At 54.6% G+C, this 20,730-nt stretch carries 13 protein-coding genes; 8 read left to right on the top strand and 5 right to left on the bottom strand.

Annotated features, from left to right (window positions below; all coding sequences use genetic code 11):
- Positions 1-53: 53 nt before the first annotated feature.
- Positions 54-1,859: a malto-oligosyltrehalose trehalohydrolase gene (gene treZ / locus FF011L_RS19840; protein ID WP_261342576.1), complete on the bottom strand. Its 1,806-nt coding sequence runs from the start codon at positions 1,857-1,859 to the stop codon at positions 54-56.
- Between the two features lie 219 nt (positions 1,860-2,078).
- Here treZ and FF011L_RS19835 point away from each other — a divergent pair, with 219 nt between their 5' ends.
- The 5 genes from FF011L_RS19835 to FF011L_RS19815 all read left to right on the top strand — a co-directional run bounded on the left by FF011L_RS19835 (position 2,079) and on the right by FF011L_RS19815 (position 9,156).
- Complete coding sequence (locus FF011L_RS19835; protein ID WP_145353593.1) at positions 2,079-2,582, top strand: carbon storage regulator; 504 nt, start codon at positions 2,079-2,081, stop codon at positions 2,580-2,582.
- 167 nt (positions 2,583-2,749) lie between these two features.
- Positions 2,750-3,328, top strand: coding sequence for a c-type heme family protein (locus tag FF011L_RS19830; RefSeq protein WP_145353591.1), 579 nt, complete (start codon positions 2,750-2,752; stop codon positions 3,326-3,328).
- A gap of 463 nt (positions 3,329-3,791) precedes the next feature.
- Entirely contained in the window at positions 3,792-7,580 is a 3,789-nt protein-coding gene (locus FF011L_RS19825; protein ID WP_145353589.1) for a putative sodium/potassium/calcium exchanger, read from the top strand.
- Between the two features lie 190 nt (positions 7,581-7,770).
- Positions 7,771-8,574, top strand: a complete 804-nt coding sequence (locus FF011L_RS19820; protein ID WP_145353587.1) for a site-2 protease family protein — start codon at positions 7,771-7,773, stop codon at positions 8,572-8,574.
- A 267-nt stretch (positions 8,575-8,841) separates the two neighbouring features.
- Positions 8,842-9,156 (top strand): histidine biosynthesis protein HisIE, encoded by a 315-nt coding sequence (locus tag FF011L_RS19815; protein WP_145353585.1) that lies wholly within the window; start codon positions 8,842-8,844, stop codon positions 9,154-9,156.
- Positions 9,157-9,447: 291 nt separating this feature from the next.
- Here FF011L_RS19815 and FF011L_RS19810 read toward each other — a convergent pair whose 3' ends face one another.
- Positions 9,448-10,533: an Mrp/NBP35 family ATP-binding protein gene (locus FF011L_RS19810; protein ID WP_145353583.1), complete on the bottom strand. Its 1,086-nt coding sequence runs from the start codon at positions 10,531-10,533 to the stop codon at positions 9,448-9,450.
- 91 nt (positions 10,534-10,624) lie between these two features.
- Positions 10,625-11,875, bottom strand: coding sequence for a peptidase T (pepT, locus tag FF011L_RS19805; protein WP_145353581.1), 1,251 nt, complete (start codon positions 11,873-11,875; stop codon positions 10,625-10,627).
- An 88-nt stretch (positions 11,876-11,963) separates the two neighbouring features.
- On the opposite strand from pepT, the gene FF011L_RS19800 reads away from it, so the two are divergent.
- The 3 genes from FF011L_RS19800 (at position 11,964) to FF011L_RS19790 (ending at position 17,327) form a co-directional block, all read left to right on the top strand.
- Positions 11,964-12,941, top strand: a complete 978-nt coding sequence (locus FF011L_RS19800) for a 3'-5' exonuclease (RefSeq protein WP_246109527.1) — start codon at positions 11,964-11,966, stop codon at positions 12,939-12,941.
- A 28-nt stretch (positions 12,942-12,969) separates the two neighbouring features.
- The gene (locus FF011L_RS19795; protein WP_145353579.1) at positions 12,970-14,163 is read left to right on the top strand and encodes a hypothetical protein; all 1,194 of its coding nucleotides are present in this window, start codon (positions 12,970-12,972) and stop codon (positions 14,161-14,163) included.
- A gap of 872 nt (positions 14,164-15,035) precedes the next feature.
- Positions 15,036-17,327, top strand: coding sequence for a bifunctional SulP family inorganic anion transporter/carbonic anhydrase (locus FF011L_RS19790; RefSeq protein ID WP_145353577.1), 2,292 nt, complete (start codon positions 15,036-15,038; stop codon positions 17,325-17,327).
- Here the strand turns inward: FF011L_RS19790 and FF011L_RS19785 are convergent.
- Both FF011L_RS19785 and FF011L_RS19780 read right to left on the bottom strand, forming a co-directional pair.
- Positions 17,302-19,620 (bottom strand): ABC transporter permease, encoded by a 2,319-nt coding sequence (locus FF011L_RS19785; protein ID WP_145353575.1) that lies wholly within the window; start codon positions 19,618-19,620, stop codon positions 17,302-17,304. The two genes, FF011L_RS19790 and FF011L_RS19785, sit on opposite strands and share 26 nt — an antisense overlap.
- The gene (locus FF011L_RS19780) at positions 19,620-20,624 is read right to left on the bottom strand and encodes an ABC transporter ATP-binding protein (protein WP_145353573.1); all 1,005 of its coding nucleotides are present in this window, start codon (positions 20,622-20,624) and stop codon (positions 19,620-19,622) included. Before FF011L_RS19780 ends, FF011L_RS19785 begins: the two co-directional genes overlap by 1 nt.
- Positions 20,625-20,730 lie beyond the last annotated feature (106 nt).

Raw genomic sequence — 20,730 nt, 5'->3', positions numbered from 1 at the left:
GAAAAACGGAGAGCAAATTTGAGGAAGAGATGCGGAGCTGCAGCGGTACACAGCTATCGAGCCGCTTGGATGCCGATCAGGACTCCCGCAGGTTCAAGGTTCCATTGCCCTGCATGACCGGAGACGGCCGAGCCATTCTGCTTCAGTAGGACTTCTCCATCGAAGGCAACGGTTAGGTCTTTGATATTTGCGTCGGCAGGATGAAGCCGAACCATGACGACCGCTTCTTGTTCGCCTAGTTGGTAGGTCATTTTGGCCAACGAGTCTTCGGCGGACCAGTTCGCTTTCAGGTTCGCGGACGTTAGCAGGTTCTGCGTTTGCCAGGACTGTCGGAGCTGGATCAGTTGGCGATACCAAAGACGTGTTTGCAGATCCCCCTCGCTGGCCGGTCCAATCCGGGATTTATTGACGGCCGCGACCGAAAGCGGACTGGGACTGTTGCTCCAATCATGCTGAGGGTATTCGCGGCGACGCCCTTCTTCGACCGCGGTGCGCAAATGGCCATCGTTGAAGTCGGAAAAGAAATAGAATGGGCTATCGGTGGCAAATTCTTCTCCCATGAATAGCATTGGGATCGCGGGATACGTCAGCATCAGGGCGGCTGCGGCGCGGTGTAGTTCTAGAGAACTGTGTTGATGGAAACGCAGGCCCGCTGGGTGATTGCCGATGAAGTCATGGTTCTGAATCGATACCACCAGTTTTTCGAGTGCAACGCTTTGCGGGTCTGCCTCAGGTGGTACGCGTTGAGGCTCCGCATGCAGGCTGCCTGCAAACAGATAACCGCGCTGCAAGAGGGTGTGTAAATCGTCCTTCGGGTCGTATTGTCGGCAGGACATGTGCTCGCCCGGGCGAACAATGGCTGAAACGCTGTGAAGAAAATCGTCGCACCAGATCGCGTCAAAGCCATGACCCGTATCGCCAGATTTCGAAACCTCTTTGATTAACTCTTCGTCGTAAATATTGCTTTCGGCAATTAAGTGGTAGGGACGAGTCGCCGTAGAACGAAGGTCGGCAAAAGTTTGCCCGATTTCCGTAACGATATGTGGCGAGGAAGTGTCCCCCATGCAGTGCAATGCATCCAGTCGCAGCCCGTCCATCTGAAAAGATTCAAGCCAGTAGATCGCATTCGCAAGGATCCAGTCGCGGGCCGGTCTGCATGGCGCTTCATCGAAGTTGGGGGCGTCTCCCCAAGGGGTTTTATGATGCTTTGAAATGTAACCGCCAAATTCGTGCAGGTAATTTCCTTCCGCACCAAAATGGTTGTAGATCACATCATGAATCACGCTTAAGCCGCGCTGATGGGCAGCGTCGACCAGCTGACGTAGTTGATCTGCCGTTCCGTAGTGATGGTTCGGTGCGAACAGGTTGACTCCGTCATATCCCCAGTTGCGCCGGCCGGCGGCCTGCGCCAAAGGCATCAATTCGATTGCGTTGATTCCTAAGGCAACCAATTCATCAAGCCGTCCGATCGCTCCCTCGTACGTGCCCGCTTTCGTGAACGTTCCGATATGCAGTTCATAAATGACCAAGTTGGCTGTCGCGGTTCCTGCAAACGACTGGCACTCCCACTGGTACTGCCGGTCATCGACAAGCTGCGAAGGACCGTGAACACCTTCGGGTTGGAAACGACTGGCTGGGTCGGGGCGGTGTTGACCATTGGGAAGCTCGAAAGAGTACAGCTCTCCCGATTGGGCAGCAGCCTTCGATTCAAAGAAACCGTCCGCTTGTCGTTCCATCGGCAGCCTTAGCAGCGTGCCATTTTGAGAAAGACGCAGGTGCAGTGAATCGCAGGCGGGAGCCCAGACGCGAAATTGAACCGTTCCATCCTCGAGGAATCGTGGGCCAAAAGCGTTTTTCAGTGGAGTCGCGGGAGAGTCGAAATTGATCGTTACGTTCCTTTTTCGGTGGGGCGTCGGTGAGCGGTTCCCTATCTTCTCTCACGCCGTTTCCGCGAGCAATGGCTGGTCGTTGGTTTTGGGTTCGTATGTATATTGTGGACGGTTGTATATGGTTCTGCAGGGCGGTATAGTGACAGCTGGTTGGTTCGTTACTGATTCTGCTTTTCTAGGAGTTGCGTGATGTTAGTGCTGACTCGAAAGACCCAAGAAGCATTTGAATTGCCAGATGTCGATGTGCTGGTGAGAGTGCTCCGCTGTTCGCCCTCAAATGTTCAGATTGGGATTCAGGCTCCGTTGGCGATTCGTATTTTGCGATCAGAGCTGCATCACAACGACCTGAGGACGCTCCCAGGAGAGTCCGGGCAATCGCAACAGCAGGCCAGTCGTCTGATTCGACGACTAGAATCCCAACTCGCTGCACTGGATGGGTTGGCTGGCGGTGTGGAATTGTCCGCCGTCGACGGAGCCCATCTGACCAGTTTGGTATTGGAGGAAGCGCACGAGACATTGCGGCAGTTGCGCCGGCAACTTGTCGTGAGCCAGTGCCGCGACATTCCGTCCCTGGAAACGCGTTCACAAGGTCAAGTGAAGGCTGTGACCGGATCGGTGGCAACGTCGGTTCCCGAGAATGTGGCAAGTGATCGAGTCCGACAATCGAATTCGGTATACGCAGTCAGCGCGTAATCGATCGTGGGCAAATCAGCGGATGTCGATTCCTATGGCGTCGAAAACCGTGTAGCCAAGCACACGGTTTCTTCAGGCGACTTTTTTCGCATGAAAGGGATTACTGCGGGGGGTATACTAATAAGTCCCCCACTCTACCCTACCTCCATGCAACTCTCCCGCCTTACATGAATACCTCTTTTCGTTCGATCGGCCTGTTTCTGATAGTCGCATCAGCGCTCGTCAATCAGGCCGTCGCAGAGCCACCGACCAAAACGGAAACGCCGTCAGCAGCGACCGTCGCAGCGGTCCTGCCAGCACCGAATCTTTCTGAGGTGGAACAGCGATCGCGTATTCTGCACGAATTGATCAGTGGATCGTTGCAGGTAATGCATCGCGACCTATTTGACGAAGACGAATCGCTCGCGATTCCTTCGCACTCTCTGGAGGATGTCTTTTCGGAAATGGAAGAGAGTTTCCAGATCGAGATTCGCTGGATGTCTGTCAATACCGATGCGTTGAATACCGATCATCTGCCAAGTGATGCGTTTGAGCGTCAAGCCGCGAAGGTTCTCGCCAGTGGGAAGCCGCACTTCGCAGAGGCTGAAGCGGGGCGTTATCGTTTTGCCGGACCGATTCGCTTGGCATCACAGTGTTTGAAGTGTCACGTCCAACGCCGCACCTCCAATGAAGACCGCTTGGCAGGATTGCTAATCAGTATGCCGTTCGAAGAAACGCCTCCTGCAGAGAAGACGGAATCAAAGTAGCCGCAGCCAGAGACGCCCGTTTTTTATGAGCATGCGGACGAGCAAAATGGCCGCTGCATGTTTCCGCCGGGGTAAGCCCAATGCCAGCTACTTTCTTAGCGGAACGGCGCGAGCCGTCCGGCAATCGCGTAGAGAATATAATGAATTTGCCGGTCGGCTTGCGCTGACCGGCAAGAAAACCCGCCCGCAGATGCAAATGTAGATGGAATTGGGTGCCCCCCCTCTGTTAAGGCTCTTGCTGCCCAAAGGCCCCGAGGGCCGGCAACATTCCCAAGGACGCCTGCCCAGCCGTTGGCAATCACTTCGAATACGGTTGGGCTGGTTTTCGGGCCTATTACCGTTACATCCCTCCTCTGAGTGATATTTTTCGGTTCCGTTTAGGAGCTTGCGGATGCTGGGCCTATACTGATAAAGGTCCCTGACGGCCGATTACACGGTAGATATCCAAAGGTTTTTTACGATTATGGCCACTCTTTCGGCTTCCTCCCCAAATACGAAGAAACGCCTCAGCGATGATTTGATTCAGGCACGAATCGAAGAGGTGCGGCGTGGGCTTTGGTGGAGCGAATTGATTCGAGGGCTGTTGGTCCTTGTCTTGTCGGCTTTGGGGCTGCTGTTGGCTTGGTCGATTATGGATCAATGGATTTGGTCTCCAGGGATCGTTGGCCGTCTGGTGTTCGCCGGCGTGGCGCTTGCCGCGGCAGCTTGGTGGATTTGGACTCGGGTTCGCCCGTTGTTTTCAAGCCAAGTGGATCACACCTATGCGGCTTATGCGATCGAACGCGATCTGCCTGAACTAAAACATGCGTTGACCAGTTATGTGACCCTTCGTGATGATCGTGTTCAGCCAGGGTTGCGCGGTATCGTGGTTCGTTCGATCGGAGCTCGGGCGGCAGGTCGCTTGCAGGGACACGGAGACGTTTTGCCCGCCGAAGCGAATACCGATTTTCGGCTTTGGATTGCGGTGGCGGGGACGCTTGCCGTTCTGGCTGCCTATTCGGTTCTTTCGCCGAAGAATACTTTTCAGTCGGCCGGTCGACTGCTAATGCCAATGGCATCAATCGATGCCCCGACGCGTGTTCGTATCGAATCGGTAGCTCCAGGTGACACGGAAGTCTTGGCCGGGCAGACCCTAAGCGTTACGGCAACCATATCGAAGCTTGGTAGCACAACCGAGCCAACGGTTGTGTGGAAGGGCAGTGACGATCTTGCGCCGCGTCACGAGCCGATGCAACGCGATCCTGACGATTCCAGCCGGTTTTCTGCCGTGCTGGGGAAACCCTACGGCTTGGTGAGTGAAACCGAATACAAAGTGGTCGCGGGCGACGCCTCCAGCAGGGGCTATTTAGTGACCGTGCATGATGTTCCTGTCGTCAACATCGAATCGGTTCATTATCAACCGCCTGCCTATACGAAACAGGCAGCGCGCAGCCGAGGTAGTGCGGCCATCGATGGTCTGGAGGGGACTGAAGTTACCATCACCGCGCGGACGAATCGCCCTGTCGTTTCAGGTCAGTTGGAATTCAATCCTCGGGATGTTCATGGCAAGGTTGCTGCTACCGCGGGAACGGTGCCGTTGGTCATCGAAGATGATGGGCGAAAAATTCAAGTCACCTTTCGGCTGCGGATGGGGGATCCTAAACGTGGGATGGTCGACTTGGACGGTTATCGCTTGCTCGTGCAGGATGAAACGGGCACCGAGAACCCCCAGCCGGTTGTCTACCCTGTGCGAGTTTACCCCGACTTGGCTCCGGAAGTTTCTATCGTGCTGCCTCAACAGTCGCCGAAGGAATTGCCCGTTAACGCTCAGCAGTTGATTGAAGTCCGAGCCCTCGATCCTGATTTTGGTTTACTTCAATTGCGATTGCAGATTGACCGCGGAATCCATCGTTTAGCAGAACCCATCCTGTGGCAAAGTTCTCAGGGCGATCCGACTCAGCGAGTTGGGTTGATGCGTTTTCGACCTTCCGATTGGAAGCTGCGTCCGGGCCATGAAGTCCGTATCGTCGCGATCGCATCAGACAATCGACAGAACCAAGAGGGAAAGCCGAATCCGAACCAGACTCGCAGCGATGAAATTGTGCTGCGAATTATCTCACCAGCCAACGAACAAGCAAATGCAGAGTCTGGCGATGGTCTCTCCGCGCCCGATGACAAACCGGCTGTTGAACCTCAAGAAGAAGGTGGCGAGTCTGGTGGCGAGTCAGGCAGCGAGTCAGGTGGCGAGTCAGGCGGCGAGTCAGGCGGCGAGTCAGGCGGCGAGTCAGGCGGCGAGTCAGGTGGCGAGTCAGGCGGCGAGTCAGGCGGCGAGTCAGGCGGCGAGTCAGGCGGCGAGTCAGGCGGCGAGTCAGGCGGCGAGTCAGGCGGCGAGTCAGGCGGCGAGTCAGGCGGCGAGTCAGGCGGCGAGTCAGGCGGCGAGTCAGGCGGCGAGTCAGGCGGCGAGTCAGGCGGCGAGTCAGGCGGCGAGTCAGGCGGCGAGTCAGGCGGCGAGTCAGGCGGCGAGTCAGGCGGCGAGTCAGGCGGCGAGTCAGGCGGCGAGTCAGGCGGCGAGTCAGGCGGCGAGTCGGGCGGCGAGTCTGGTATGGAATCGGGTGGTGAGCCTGGTAGCGAGTCAGGTGGTGAGCCCGGCATGGAATCAGGCGGTGAACCCGGTGGCGAATCCGCTATGGAACAGGGTGAGGCAGGTGACTCCAAAGGAGGGGCTGGTCAGCAAGGCGAAAGTGCCGATTCGTCAAGCAACGGGGGAAAACAACAAGGTGGAAGTGGTGAATCCTCAGGCGGAAGCAGCGATAGCGGAGCGAAACCACCACAGGACGATGGACAGGCGTTTGAACGAATCAAAGAGCACATCGAGAAGCAGCGCAAAGAGGCGGCTGAAAATGGAAAGAGTGATTCTGCCAACGGAGTTGGCGATCAAGACTCCGGCATGAATAACCAAGGCAACCAAGGTGGTGAATCGGGCAAGCAAGGAAGTGAAGCGGGTGAACAAGGTGGCGAATCAGGTAAGCAAGGAAGTGAAGCAGGCGAACAAGGTGGCGAATCAGGTAAGCAAGGAAGTGAAGCAGGCGAACAAGGTGGCGAATCAGGTAAGCAAGGAAGTGAAGCGGGTGAACAAGGTGGCGAATCAGGTAAGCAAGGAAGTGAAGCAGGCGAACAAGGTGGCGAATCAGGTAAGCAAGGAAGTGAAGCGGGTGAACAAGGTGGCGAATCAGGTAAGCAAGGAAGTGAAGCAGGCGAACAAGGTGGCGAATCAGGCAAGCAAGGAAGTGAAATGGGCGAACAAGGTGGCGAATCGGGCAAGCAAGGAAGTGAAGCAGGTGAACAAGGTGGCGAATCAGGTAAGCAAGGAAGTGAAATGGGCGAACAAGGTGGCGAATCGGGCAAGCAAGGAAGTGAAGCAGGCGAACAAGGTGGCGAATCGGGCAAGCAAGGAAGTGAAGCAGGCGAACAAGGTGGCGAATCAGGCAAGCAAGGAAGTGAAGCGGGTGAACAAGGTGGCGAATCAGGCAAGCAAGGAAGTGAAGCGGGTGAACAAGGTGGCGAATCGGGTAAGCAAGGAAGTGAAACGGGCGAACAAGGCAGCGAAACTGGTAAGCAAGGGAGTGATGAAGGTAAACAAGAAGGCGAATCAGGCGATTCGAATAACCATTCGGACCGCAAGGGTGAACCTGCGGACTCCAATGCCAATTCATCTGCAAAAGCAGGGCAAGCTGGTGCTGAAACCGGCTCTGAGAGTCCTTCAAAGGCGTCCGAACCGGAGCGTGGTGACACGAAGTCGTCCTCTTCGTCTAGCGGCAGTGATGCTGCGAACGGGGATGGCCGATCGCCTTCGTCTCAGTCCCCTACGGAGCCTGAAGGGGTGGCACCGCCACCCAAAGCCGATCCCATCGACATGGAGTACACGAAACAGGCAACCGACATGGTCTTGGATTATTTGGAACAGAACCGAGACCAGCCCGATCAAGAGTTGTTAGAGAAATTGCAGTGGGATGCAGAAGACTTACGTGCCTTTCAAGAGCGTTGGCAACAGACGCGTCGGTTACCCGCAGAACCCGATGCATCCAGTCAACAAGAACTTGAAGAAGCGTTGCGCAGTCTCGGGTTGCAGAAGGAGAATCGTGGCGTGTTAAAACGACGTGATCGGAGTGATGGTTTGCGCGGTATTGAAGATAGTGGCAATCGATTGCAACCGCCTCCAATCTATCGCGACTTGTTCGAATCGTTTCGGCGCGCTACTAACCAAACGCGGTAAGGCTGTTCGAAACGTCGTTTTTAAGACGTGAAGCAAAAAAAAGTGCGATTTTTTTTTGTGCCTTTGCGTCGCATCTTTTGTCGGTTAAGCAATCGTGTTGCCGATCCATTTTAGAAGCCGCGTTACAATGCGGTGACGCACTTAAAACCGTTGTTGCAGCGACCCTTTTAAACCCTCTTGAGTTGACTTTATGATCCTTCGTGAACCCGATCGCTCCCCCTACGATTTGGTCTTTCGAATAGGGGAGTTTCCGGTACGCATCGCCTGGACGTTTTGGTTGATGACAGCGGTCTTTGGATACAATTTTGTCGACTACATCGACTACTTGTTCTTGTCCGTTTATGGGCTCTGGTCCCCTTCGACGCTTCCCTTGTTATTGATTTGGTCGGCCTGTGTTTTGGTCTCGATAACGGTCCACGAACTAGGCCATGCATTGGCATTTCGGCGGTACGGGATTCACTCTCAAATCGTGCTTTATCACTTTGGTGGATTAGCGATCCCGTTGGCAGCGAACTCGCCAACCCATTCCGTAAGTCGTCTTTCTGCTAAGGAAAACCTAGTAATTGCTGCCGCGGGACCGGGCGCACAGCTGTTGTTAGCAGCCGCCGTCATCCTCTTAACACGAACGGCAGGATACGAAGTTCATCAAGCTCCGGACTTCCTGCAAAGCATCCCGGGCGTCGCTGGTGGGAACCCGATTATGGACGTTGGGCTTTATACATTGGTCAATAGTTTGGTCTGGCCGAGCGTGGTCTGGGCGCTCTTTAATTTGATCCCTGTATGGCCCTTGGATGGTGGTCGAATCGCGCGTGAAGTGATCGCCATGTTGGGTGGAAATATACGTCACTCACTCGGGCTTTCGATCGTGGTTGGCGCGGCAATGGTGGTCGTGGGGTTCATGATTGGACAGTGGTTTATGGCGATCCTCTTTGCTTCTTTGCTGATGGGGAATTGGCAGGAGTTTCAACGTCTTGGTCAGTGGCGTTCGTGGTAACTTTTAAGCCTTGTGATCGGATTGAAGTTGCTTCATGTCGGTCTGTTCGCGCCAGGATTTTGTGGAAAAGATGTTGCCAAGTATGCGGAAACGCGTAAAGTTACGCGAAGTTTGTTTGGGATCTGTGTGTCAAGTATCCGATTAACGAGTAATCGAATGCACGACGCATTGATTAAACCTTTCCATTGACGGGCGTGGCCGTCGTCTTCTGGATCTAATTCGCAAGACGCAAAAGTCCCGTCATGTTTCCTTTTCGCGGAGGAACCCATGGCCAAGAAGAAACGTGCTGCAAAAACTGCAGCCAAAAAAGTTGCTAAGAAGACTGCTGTTAAACGAACCGCAGCCAAGAAGACCGCAGCAAAGAAAACTGCAGCCAAAAAGCGTGTCGCTAAAAAGCGTGCCGTTAAAAAGGTTGTGAAGAAAGCTGCAAAGCGCACCGCAACGAAGAAAGTTGCTAAGAAGAAGGCTGTCAAACGGACAGCGACTAAGAAAGTTGCTAAGAAGACCGCCAAGAAACGCGCCGCTAAAAAACGCGTCTCCAAGGCTGCTCCTCGCAAGAAAACGGCAACTCGCCGAAAATAAGCTGGAGATCACTCTCTTTAGCTTCATCAAGTCGAATTATTTGAAACCGTATCGAGGTAAACTCGGTGCGGTTTTTTCGTTGGCTTTGTGAGTTCCGTTGCCAGGTTTGCCCCCCCGGTTCGCGACTACATGCTGACGGCTCGGTCGCCCCGTTGCGAGAGCAAGAGGGGCGTGCCCGTTTAGGCAGGCGCTCGTGCACCAGTCGGGCCAAGCCGTAAGCAATCCATACGCTTACAGGCGTTTAAAAGTGACGCGCCGGGAAGGAACCGACCGCCGGTGTGTTGCTAGACGCTAGAGCGTTGGCAACGACGGCTTCGGTGGCGTGAGAGCCGCTTGCTGGGCAAAGTTTCGTACCAAAGCGCGGGCTACCTTTTCCAGTGGAGCTCTGGCACGTGCGTCGCTGCGGATCACCGCAGCCAGTTCACCGGCGTCGCCGGCTTTGCGGAGAATCGGATCGATGGGCAGTTCGCCCAAGAACGGTAGCGAAAGTTCTTCGGCTTTGTCGCGTGCGCCGCCGGAGCCAAAGATGTCGTAACGCTTGTGGCAGTCGGGGCAAACGAATCCGCTCATGTTTTCAACAATCCCGGCAACCGGGATTTTAACCGTACGGAACATGCTGATCGCTTTCACGGCGTCCAGCAGAGCCACCTCCTGAGGCGTGCAGACGACGACGGCGCCTGCGATGGGAACTGCGCCCTGTGAGAGCGTCAACGCGACGTCGCCCGTCCCAGGGGGCATGTCGATGACCAAGTAATCCAGTTCACCCCAGTCGGTTTCACCGAGGAACTGGTTGATCGATTGATGAAGCATCGGACCACGCCAAATAACCGCTTGGTCTGGTTCCACAAAAAAGCCCATCGAGATCACCGGAAGGTCACCCGATTTGATCGGGACGATCTTCTTGTTGGGAGTTAGTTCGGGTTTCCCTGTCAGCCCAAATAGGTGGGGGATACTAGGACCATAAACATCGGCGTCCATCAGACCCACTTTGGCTCCCAGCAGTTCCAGCGTGACCGCTAACGAGGCTGCAACCGTGCTCTTGCCGACGCCTCCTTTGCCAGAACCGACCGCGATCACTGTCTTGATGCGCAGCCCTGCCTGCCCTGAGCGAGCTGGCGGACGGGCATGTGGATGGACGGTAATGTCGACCGTGGTTCCGGGGATCTTGGCGGCGACCAACGACGCGATCTGTTCTTTGACTTCGTTAGCGATTGGGTAGGAGTGTGTGGAGAGTCCTAATGCAATCTTGGCGTGTTTGTTTTCAACCTGAATGTCGCCCAGTTGTCCCATCGTTCCAATTGGTCGACCTGTTTCGGGATCGGGGAACGTTTCCAGTAGACTGCGGACCAAATCGGCAGTTAATTCTTGGTCAGGCATAATTCGTATTTAAAAGTAAATGTGAAAGGCAGAGTGAAATGGTTTCGGATCGTCCCGTTCCTGCAAACGATGATCGCGATTGAACATGGGACTAGGATTTAGCTTGTTGGCTCCACAGCCGCAGTAGTTCCACAAGATGTTCGATTGCATCTTCCATTTGATCAAGGCAGGCAAATTCGTGAACCGCGTGGATGTTGTGTTGGCCGCTGGAAAGGTTGGGCGTTGGCAGCCCCTTTTCGGTCAGTTGCGAACCGTCGGTGCCGCCTCGAATGATGGTCTTTCGATAGGTTCGCTGCAGGTTTTGGTAAGCCTGTTCGGCAAATTGCACCACTTCGGGGGATTGTTGTAAACCCTCGGCAAGGTTTCGGTACTGTGAACGGACTTGAACATCCACTTGCAGCCCGGGGAAATGTTCCTGAACCGTTTCGGCAAGTGTTCTGATTTGATCGGCAAACAGGTCAAGTTCGGCGGTATCGAAGCTTCGCAGGATTAATTCCACCGTGGCATTTCCAACGCCTCCATGAATGTTGTGGGCATGGATAAAGCCCTCGCGACCGGAAGTGGTTTCCGGGGTTTGTTGATCGCGTGGAAGTAAATCGACGAAATAAGCGGCCGCGCGGACCGCGTTGACCATTCGACCTTTGGCGATTGCGGGGTGAATGTTGTGACCGCGGAACGTGACCGTCGCGGCATCGGCCGAGAACGTTTCCACATCCAGGTCGCCAGCACCCCCTCCGTCGAGCGTATAAGCTGCCGCTGCATCGAGTTTGGAAAGGTTGATCTTGTCGGTACCGCGGCCGATTTCTTCGTCGCAGGTAAAGAGGATGCGGACCGTCCCGTGTTCTAGATGAGGATTTTCGATCAGGTGCTGAGCCAATTCCATGATGATCGCAACGCCTGCTTTGTCATCGCCCCCTAGCAGCGTGGTCCCGTCTGTTGTGATCAACGTTGAACCGATCAGGTCGTTCAGTTCCGGAGTCTGGTCGACACGGATAACCTGCCCGCTCGGCAGCAGGATATCGCCTCCTTCGTAGTTCTTGATCACCTGAGGGCTGATGTTGGCGCTGGGGGCTTCCGGCGATGTATCCAAGTGGGCGATCAACGCGATCGTTGGGCTGTTTCCACCATCGGTTGCAGGCACGCTGGCCCAGACCAAGCCATGTTCGTCCTGGTGAGGATAGTCGGCTCCTAGATCTTCTAGTTGCTGAGTCAAAAGGTTCCCAAGTTCCCACTGCCCTGCACTGCTGGGGTAACGTGTCGTGTCGGGATTGGCGGCCGTGTCGACGCCAACGTAGGCAAGGAAACGCTCTAGTAAACGGTCTCGGTTGATTTGATTAGACATGGGGACGCCTGATGAAGGGAACTCGCTACAATAAACTTTGAATGAATCAGCATTGTGACAGATCGACACGCGATAGGGAGATAGGCGGTTGGCCACAGCAAAGAAGATCGAATTTCTGCTGTTTGATGTAGAAACCATCGCCGATGGGCAACTTGTCGCGGCGGTGAAGTATCCGACGGAGGAACTGGAACCTGCTGAAGCGATTGAACGTTTTCAGGAAGAACTGCGGGAAACTCAGAAAGGACGTGATTTTATCCCGCATACCTTTCAGATTCCAATCGCTGTGGTGGTTGCCAAGGTCGATAGCGATCTGAATATGGTCGATCTGGTTTCGTTGGACGAACCGCAGTTCCGTTCGCATGTCATGACCCAACACTTTTGGCGAGGGTGGGAGCACTATCACCATCCGACGTGGGTGACGTTTAACGGCCGAGGCTTCGATATCCCGGTTATGGAGCTTGCCGCTTTTCGATACGGATTGAATTTAAAAGATTGGTTTCACAACAAAGGGGCGTCCTACACGCATCCTCGAAATCGATACAACGCAAACGCCCATTTGGATCTGCACGAGATCCTCACCAATTACGGTTCCTGTTGGTTCCGAGGTGGCTTGGACCTCGCAGCAACGCTGATTGGCAAGCCTGGAAAGATGGCGACGAAGGGAGACCAAGTCCAAGAGATGTGGAATCAGGGCAAACTGCAAGAAATCAGTGACTATTGTCGCTGCGATGTTCTGGATACCTACTTTGTCTTCTTGAGGACTTCGGTTCTTAACGGCCGGATCGACCTGGCGCGCGAAGCCGAGTTGGTCGAACAAACCCATCGTTGGCTTGTGGAACGCTCGGGGGAGTGCCAGGCATACGTCGATTATTTATCGTGCTGGGGTGATTGGAAGAATCCTTGGGAAGTGGTTGAAGAAGCGGCCACGAAACCGGTTCAGGAATTACCGGACCCCACGCAGCGTGGCGAGAGTGAGGTCAGTGAAAGTGGCGTCAGCGATGAAAGTGACGTCAGCGTTGGCAGTCCAGTCGATTCGCTTGATAGTGATGGTGAAAGTAGCTCCTAACCCTAATCTTTGCATCGCGAGACCAATCATGCCAAATCCCAAGTCGATCACGAAACGGTTTAGCACAGTGGTTATCCGGTGTTTGTTTGTGGGGTGGGCCATCGTGTTAACATCCGTCGCCGGGGCGCAAGGTCCGCCCAATCCGCCAGCGAATCCAGCAGGCGGCTTTCAACCGTTGGTGTTGAATCTTCCTGTCGCAAATGCTGCGGTCGTTCAGCCTCAGCAGCGAGGCCGTTTGACGACTGCCGATGCCGACCAGCGGGGATTGGTATTGGAAGGCATTGCGGGAATCCCTGTGCGAATGTCCCTGCCGATCGCCGATCCGGCGCAGTTTTGGGTGATCACTCCGGTCAACCAGAATCTTGTTCGGATTCAATTGTCAGATCATGGAAAGTTGTGGTCGTTGACTGCTACCGCGCTGGCCGGCCCTGTGGTGCTGCAGATCAGCCGACGCGACGCAAATCAGCTGTGGCGGGTGAGTGGACAGGGGGCCGCGATTCGCTTGGACAGTGTCGGCTTTCCCGGGCAAAGCCTCGCGGGGAATACTCGCGGGGTGGTGCGTTTGGAACCGACCAGTCAGGTAAATTCTCAATTCTGGTTGGCAAGTTATCAAAGACCACCTGCCCATTTGCATTTGCCCGTCGTCCGTTTGGTGCAGCATGAATACCGCCCCCTACCAGCAGGCCGACCCGCACGCATTCAGTTGTTCAATTCCCATCGCAGCGAAATCAGAATCGTGTTAACCGACCTGATGAATCAGCGATCGTATCCGCAGCAGTCGATTCAACCCGGCCAAAGTATTCCCGTATCGCTGGAGCGTGACCTGGGGGGCGAGATCATCGAACGCTATGAGGTCTCCGATTCGACCGGGCGTATCCATGTGGATGAGTTCATCACGGTCGTTCCTCCGGCGATTTTGTACGACATCAGCGTCTACGAAAAGTTTTTGCAATCGATCGCGATCGACCGAACGGGAAAAAGCCCCAACGTTATAGAAGACGTCAACTATCAAGCCAAAAGCGTAGGCATTTTTCCCCTGCCTGCGGGCAACGCCCTGCGTGACGGGATGCAGATCGATGTGTGGCAAGAAGCGGTTCTGCAAGCGAATCCAGGCGGGGTTCGGGGCCCCATATCGCTCCCTTCTCAAAGGACTCCGGCGTTAAGCCCGATGGAAAAAGTTCTGCAGGAACAGCAGCGACTGCAATCTCGCCAGCGTCCCTAAGGGAAACGATGGATTCGGATCGCTTGGCCGCGATTTTCTGCGTTCATCGCCTGGGACAGAGGGTAGGAAGCGGCTGAGACAGAATCCGCAGTCTTTGAATTTGCTCAAGTTTTCTAGTTGACGAATACGATTAGTTTTCTATCGTACAGGTTATCTGTAACGATTTCGTGACCCTAATTTAGCCGCTAATGTTCGCTGGGATTCGTCGATCCTTTCTCCTGATGATGTTCGCGTTCGCAGTTCCTTGCGGCGTGTTCTTCGTACCTGCGCCCGTGCTGACGATGGCCTCAGGAACTCAGACGACGCTTGCGGAAGACATTCACGAGCGGCCTTCGTTGATCGAAGAAGAGCAAGTTCGACGTTGTCATGTTGCGGAAATTCGTCCTTGGGAAGTGGTTTGGACCCAGGCTGCAAAGCGGCATGGGTCTTTCTTTCTACCGCTTCAACGCCCTTTTACTGGGCATCGTCTTGCTAATGGAATCCGAGCCCCGCTGCGCTGCTAGCGGATTGGTAGGGAAGGCAATTCGCCTCTTGAATTCGGCTGTCGAAGACCTGCGGTTCAAAACCGTAGCGTTCATTTGAAGTTTTAGGTTCATGGCAGGAATCGTCTGCACATAGAGTGGTAGGATTTAGGGTAACCCGCATGTTGTCTTTGCTGGTTGCCAACGGGAACGGTCTGCCGTTTCACGAATCGCTAATCTATTGATAGACGTTTTCCCTCGGATAGACCGTTATCCGGTCCATCGACCGCGGAAGAACTTTGAAACGACGCCCAGGATGCGGAGTGCTTGCAGCGTAATGAAGAGGATTTTTTACTACCAGCACGTGCGAATGCAGCTTAACGACTCTGCAACTTAGAAAGCGATAAATCGATGACGAATGAAACTCCAGGTGAGACCTCCGCGGTTGCAGAGGATTCGCTCCAGTCAATGCTCAAACCAGCCAATCTAGGAAAAGACCTCATTGCCGGGGTGGTTGTGGCACTGGTCGCCCTGCCGCTTTGCTTAGGAATCGCATTGGCATCGGGTGCCGATCCGATGTCGGGGCTGATCGCAGGGATTGTCGGCGGTATTGTGGTTGGCGTGTTGAGCGGATCGAGTACCAGTGTTAGCGGACCGGCCGCCGGTTTGGTGGCCATCGTAGCGGCCCAGATTAGTTCTCTTGGCTTTGAAGGGTTCTTGTTAGCGGTCGTGATCGGCGGTCTGCTGCAAGTTGCTTTGGGAGTCGCCAAAGCGGGGGCCCTGTCGGCGTTCTTCCCGTCCAGTGTGATTCGGGGACTGTTGGCCGCGATTGGTGTCCTGCTGATTTTGAAGCAGATTCCTCACTTGTTCGGGCATGATTCGGATCCCGAAGGCGAAATGTCGTTCTGGCAGACAGACGGCGAAAATACGTTTAGCAGTGTTTTCTATTCGCTTGTGGGGGATATCCACGAGGGAGTGATGGTCATCGGGTTTGCCTGCATTGCCGTTTTGGTTCTGTGGGAGAAAATTCCGTTGCTGAAAAAGACTCAGGTGCCTGGCCCGTTGGTCGCCGTTGTCCTGGGTATCGTGCTGAACGAATTATTTAAGACGAGGAGTGAGTCCTGGGTTGCCGCAAACGAGCATTTGGTGCAGTTGCCGATCGCCTCCAGTTTCGCAGAATTCAAAGGGTTTTTTGTCTTTCCTGACTTCGCCCTGCTTGCCAATCCTGCGGTCTACTTAGGGGGCGTCACGATCGCGATTGTCGCTTCATTGGAAACGCTTTTGAACTTGGAAGCGGTCGACAAGATCGACCCCAAACATCGCAATTCTCCTCCTAGTCGCGAATTGGTCGCTCAAGGGGTGGGGAATATGGTTTCGGGATTCATCGGTGGACTTCCGATCACTTCGGTGATTGTTCGCGGTTCGGTGAACGTGAATGCTGGTGGTAATTCGAAGCTTTCAGCGATCTTCCATGGCGGTTTGCTGTTGGGGAGCGTGGTTCTATTGCCCGGGTTGCTGAATCGAATTCCGTTGGCAGCCTTGGCTGCGATCCTGTTGGTAACCGGTTTTAAATTGGCCAGCCCCGCCCTGTTCAAAAAAATGTGGAACGAGGGACGTTACCAGTTCATACCGTTCATCGTCACTTTGGTCGCGATTGTCGCTACCGACCTGTTGATTGGAATTCTGATTGGATTGGGGGTCAGCCTGTTGTTCATTTTGAATAGCAATCTAAGACGTCCGATCCGTCGTGTGGTCGAGTCGCGATTGGGCGGAGACGTGCTGCATGTTGAATTGGCCAATCAAGTTAGTTTCTTGAATCGTGCTGCGTTGGACCGAATCTTTCAGCAGGCTCCGCGTGACACACACATCTTGATCGATGCTTCGGATACCGATTACATCGATCCCGATGTGTTGGGAATGATCCGTGACTTTAAGGGCAACGTGGCGCCAGCTCGTGGCGTCCGTGTCAGCCTGCGTGGTTTCCGTGCCCGTTATGGGCTTCAGGATGAGATTCAGTTTGCCGATTATTCGACGCGTGAACTACAGGACAAAGCGTCGGCAGAGCAGGTTCTGGAAATGCTAAAAGAAGGGAACCGCCGATTCGTGACAGGGCAGCGTCTGAACCGCGACTTTGGGCGTCAAATCCATGCGACCGCAAAGGGGCAAAATCCGATTGCTGCGGTCCTTAGCTGCATCGATTCTCGAGTCCCCGCAGAACTTGTCTTTGACCTTGGCGTGGGAGATATTTTCAGTGTTCGCGTCGCGGGCAATGTGATTGGTTCCTACACCCTGGGAAGCATCGAATACGGTGTTGGAGTGGCCGGAGTCAAGTTGGTATTGGTGATGGGACATACGCGTTGTGGTGCGGTGACCTCTTCGGTAGGTCTGCTCGCATCGGGGCAGGATGCTAAAGAGGCGACCGGGTGTGCTCATCTGCCGGTGATCGTTGATGAGATCATCGCTTCGATAGATCCAAGTGAGCTACAGGTATTGAAGCAGTCCAAGGAAGAACCAAGCGAAGACTACGTCGACAGCATCGCAAAGAAGAATGTTCTCCGCACCGTCGAACAGATTATCGAGCGGAGCGAAGTGATTCGTCGCGGCGTTGAGGAGGGACGCGTCGTTGTGGCCGGAGCCTTATACGACGTGAACACTGGTAGGATTGAATTCTATCCTCTTAATAGTCTTGCCGCGCAAACTTGATGCAGCCGATCAGCAGCATCAGTGCGGTAAATCCTAGGCAGGTGAAGACTGGACGCTGGACGTCCAGTCTTTGGCTGGTCTTTTCCGCAAACAAGCCTTCACCCAGCGTTTGCGTTGTATCGCCCTGCAATGCGGCTCGGATCGTTTCGGCTCGTAATTCTCCCGTCTGTGGGATCAAGTACCGAGCCGGTTGAACGAGGTATCGATTGGCACGGCGCCAATTCGATAAATTGGGGCGAAGGTCTTCGACCGCTCCGCCGTCGGGTGGCAGGATCTGTAGGCTATCGATGTCGTAGGCAACCAACAGGTTCCCTGCGGCGTCATACTGCAAGTATTCGATCGAATCGTCGACCATGTTTTTCGGGAGCGACACAAAAGAGGGTTCTGCCCCACCCTTTATTTGCAGTGGCGTTTGGTCGGATTGCAGGATGAGGAATGTGCCGGCCTGTGGGTTGCCTGTGATGGAGTGCAATTTCTCTTTGCTGGGCAGTTCCAGTTCGGCGGCTAATTGAAGGTCCGAGCGATCGTAAAAACGAATCGGTTCATCACTGCGGTAGAGCGCAACTTGAGATTGGTTTACCGCGATCTTGGTATCGCTGGAAGCATTCCCTTCGACGTTTCGTTTGGCAGCAACGGTCCACTGATCCGGTTGTTCGTCCGAGGATTCACGCACCAGTCTGAACAGGATTCCAGCGGAGTATACGAGCATCTGATCGTCCTCCAGCATTTGGGCTGCCATCGGCGAGCGGAGGTAAACGTTGCGTGGCAGGATGGACCGAAAGGTTTCATCGTTGGGAGTAAGTAGGTTGGACAATTGCCCCATGAATCCACCCCCTGTCGGTGGTTTGGTGGGGGTATCCAAGACCGCTGCGGCTGTCGCGAAGTAAAGCCCTTCAGGCCCTGCGGCGATCATGCCGTTGTCGGTGGTTGCGAAGATCTCTGTCGTGCCATGCGGCAGCACAATGCTGCGTCTGGCTTTGGGCAATTCCGGGTTGCTGATGTCCAGGATCGTTAAATCCCCTTTACCGCTGAGACCCATCGGCGTCGCGGACTTGCGAGCCAATGCATAGTGATCGGGGCCGATCGGAATCGGTCCCAAAATGTAGACAAATTCGCCGCGGTAACGTTCCAGTGGAAGGTCTTGCCACTGGGCGGTGGACGATTGCCAGGAGCGGATAAGGCCTGGTTTGGTTGTTGAAATGAGAAGGTCCCGGTCGTCATCGGAAAAGTACGCGACCTTTTCAATTTTCGCAGGCTCCGAAACGGCGGCTTCCATTGCGACGCCGACCAAACCCAATGCCCCGCAGGCAACCCAGAACCCGATCGAAAGCAACGCGGCGGCGATGGCCGATTTCCATTGGAGGGCCACCAAGCAAGAAACGCTGTAGTAGACCATGAACAACAGCATGTAGACGGGGATGCAGTAAAACAATCCCGGTAGCCAAAGGTCAAATCGCCAGCCCAGGATAAGCCAGACTCCTGACAGTAAAGGGCCGACACAAAGGAACATGAATGCACAGCCACCGACAAACTTTGAAAGGTACAGCAGCGGCCGCGAAATGGGTTTGCTTAGCAAGAGGTGTAGGGATCCCGGTTGTAACATTTCCGGAAGCATTGGAGCGGTCACCAAGATTCCTAAGATGATCCCCACGAATCCCAGTAACCCATTGATCGTGACCGGGAGAATTGACCCGACCAGGACCTGATGAAAGAGTGCTTTAGGGAGTGGCCATTCGATGGGCGTTTCCCAGATCGCATAGACGATCGAAATCGTTTTTTCGGGACGTGGACGGATTTCACCGCGCAGCCCTGCTTCAAGTCTTAATCGGGAGCGGCGGCGTTTCAGGGCTTCGGTTAAGTCCGACGTCGATTCGGCGTTGAGGTCGCGCAGTTCTTTTAACTGCGTCGTTTCTTGCCAGATTTCTTCATCGAACCAGGGATCGGTTTCAGCATCGATTAGTTGGTTTAGTTCCTCGGCGATGTCTTCTTCACGAATGGGAGCGGATTCGGTGTCCGCTGCTTGTTGAAGGCGTGCTTTGAATTCGGGCGAGAGCGCAGTGGCGATACTGCTTTCCGGCGAAGGAGATTCCTGTTGGCCGTCGGTCAGACGCTGAAGCAAGCGATCGGCGCGGACAATTTCCGAAGGTCCGATTGTGGCGACCGTATTTTCACGATATCCAAGGGGCGCTAACGCGACCAAGAATATCCCTACACAAAAGAGGGCAATCCAAAGGATCCGCGAGGAAGATGCCGCTCGGAACGAATCGGCGATTACTGAAAGATAAGGGCCCATCAACGAACTTCCTCAGAGGTGTCATCAACCAAAGCAAAAAACGCGGATTCCAGGGACTGCTTGGCTCGCTGAACATGGCGAATCGACAGGCCATGCTTGCGAAGCCCATCGACCGCAGCGTCTAAGTCCCCTGCCCCGGCAGCTTCGATATCACAATTCAATTTCAATTCGCAGCCATCGCTGCCATCTTGGAGCAATAGCGGTACCGCCGAAGCGTTCTTGCGGAGCGAATCGGGGATGGCTGCTAACGTCGCGTCGACCGGGCCTGCGACATGAACCTGGTATTCAATGAATTCACGGTTGGCGGTTAGTTCCGCGATCGATCCGACTCCGCGGAGCGTTCCTTTTGCCATGACCGCTACCCGGTCGCAAACCGCTTCGACTTCTTGAAGGATATGGCTGTTCAGGAAAATCGTTTTCCCCTCGTCACGCAACTGACGCAGCAGGTTGCGCATTTCAGAACGACCCACAGGATCCAGCCCGTCGGTCGGTTCATCTAGAATGAGAAGGTCCGGGTCATGCAGCAGGGCCTGAGCCAAACCGAGGCGTTGATACATCCCTTTGCTGAAGCGACGGACCGTTTCGCGGTCACGACCTTGCAGTCCTACTTTTTCTAGGAGAGGGTCGGTCCGCTGCTGGACAACCGAATTCGATAGCCCGCTTAGGCGACCATAAAGTTGCAGTGCGGAACGAGCCGTGTGGTGTTTTTCAACACGTAGGTTTTCGGGTAAATACCCAATTCGATATCGCGAGCGACTTGTCCCCACGGGGGCTCCGAACAAAGTTGCTTGCCCCGACGTTTTTCGGACGATTCCCAGCAAGGTTTTAATCAGTGTCGTTTTACCGGCACCGTTCGGCCCCAGCAGGCCAAAGACTTCGCCAGGACGGACATCAAGGGAGACTCCCTGTAGGGCTTCCAGTCGATTGCCTCCCAAAAGGCCCGAGCGATAGGTCTTTCGCAGGTCTTGGATCTCTATTATGGGATCATCGGCCGAGGCTGACATAACCGTTCAATTGTTTGGGGAGGAAGCTAGCCCAGGCCTTCGTTGAAAGGAAAGCCGTCGGCTAACCGACGAATCGGAAATGAGAAAAGAACGTGAGGGTGCGAAC

The organism is Roseimaritima multifibrata (assembly GCF_007741495.1).
Lineage (GTDB): Bacteria > Planctomycetota > Planctomycetia > Pirellulales > Pirellulaceae > Roseimaritima > Roseimaritima multifibrata.
This window is presented reverse-complemented; position numbering and strand designations above follow the sequence as displayed.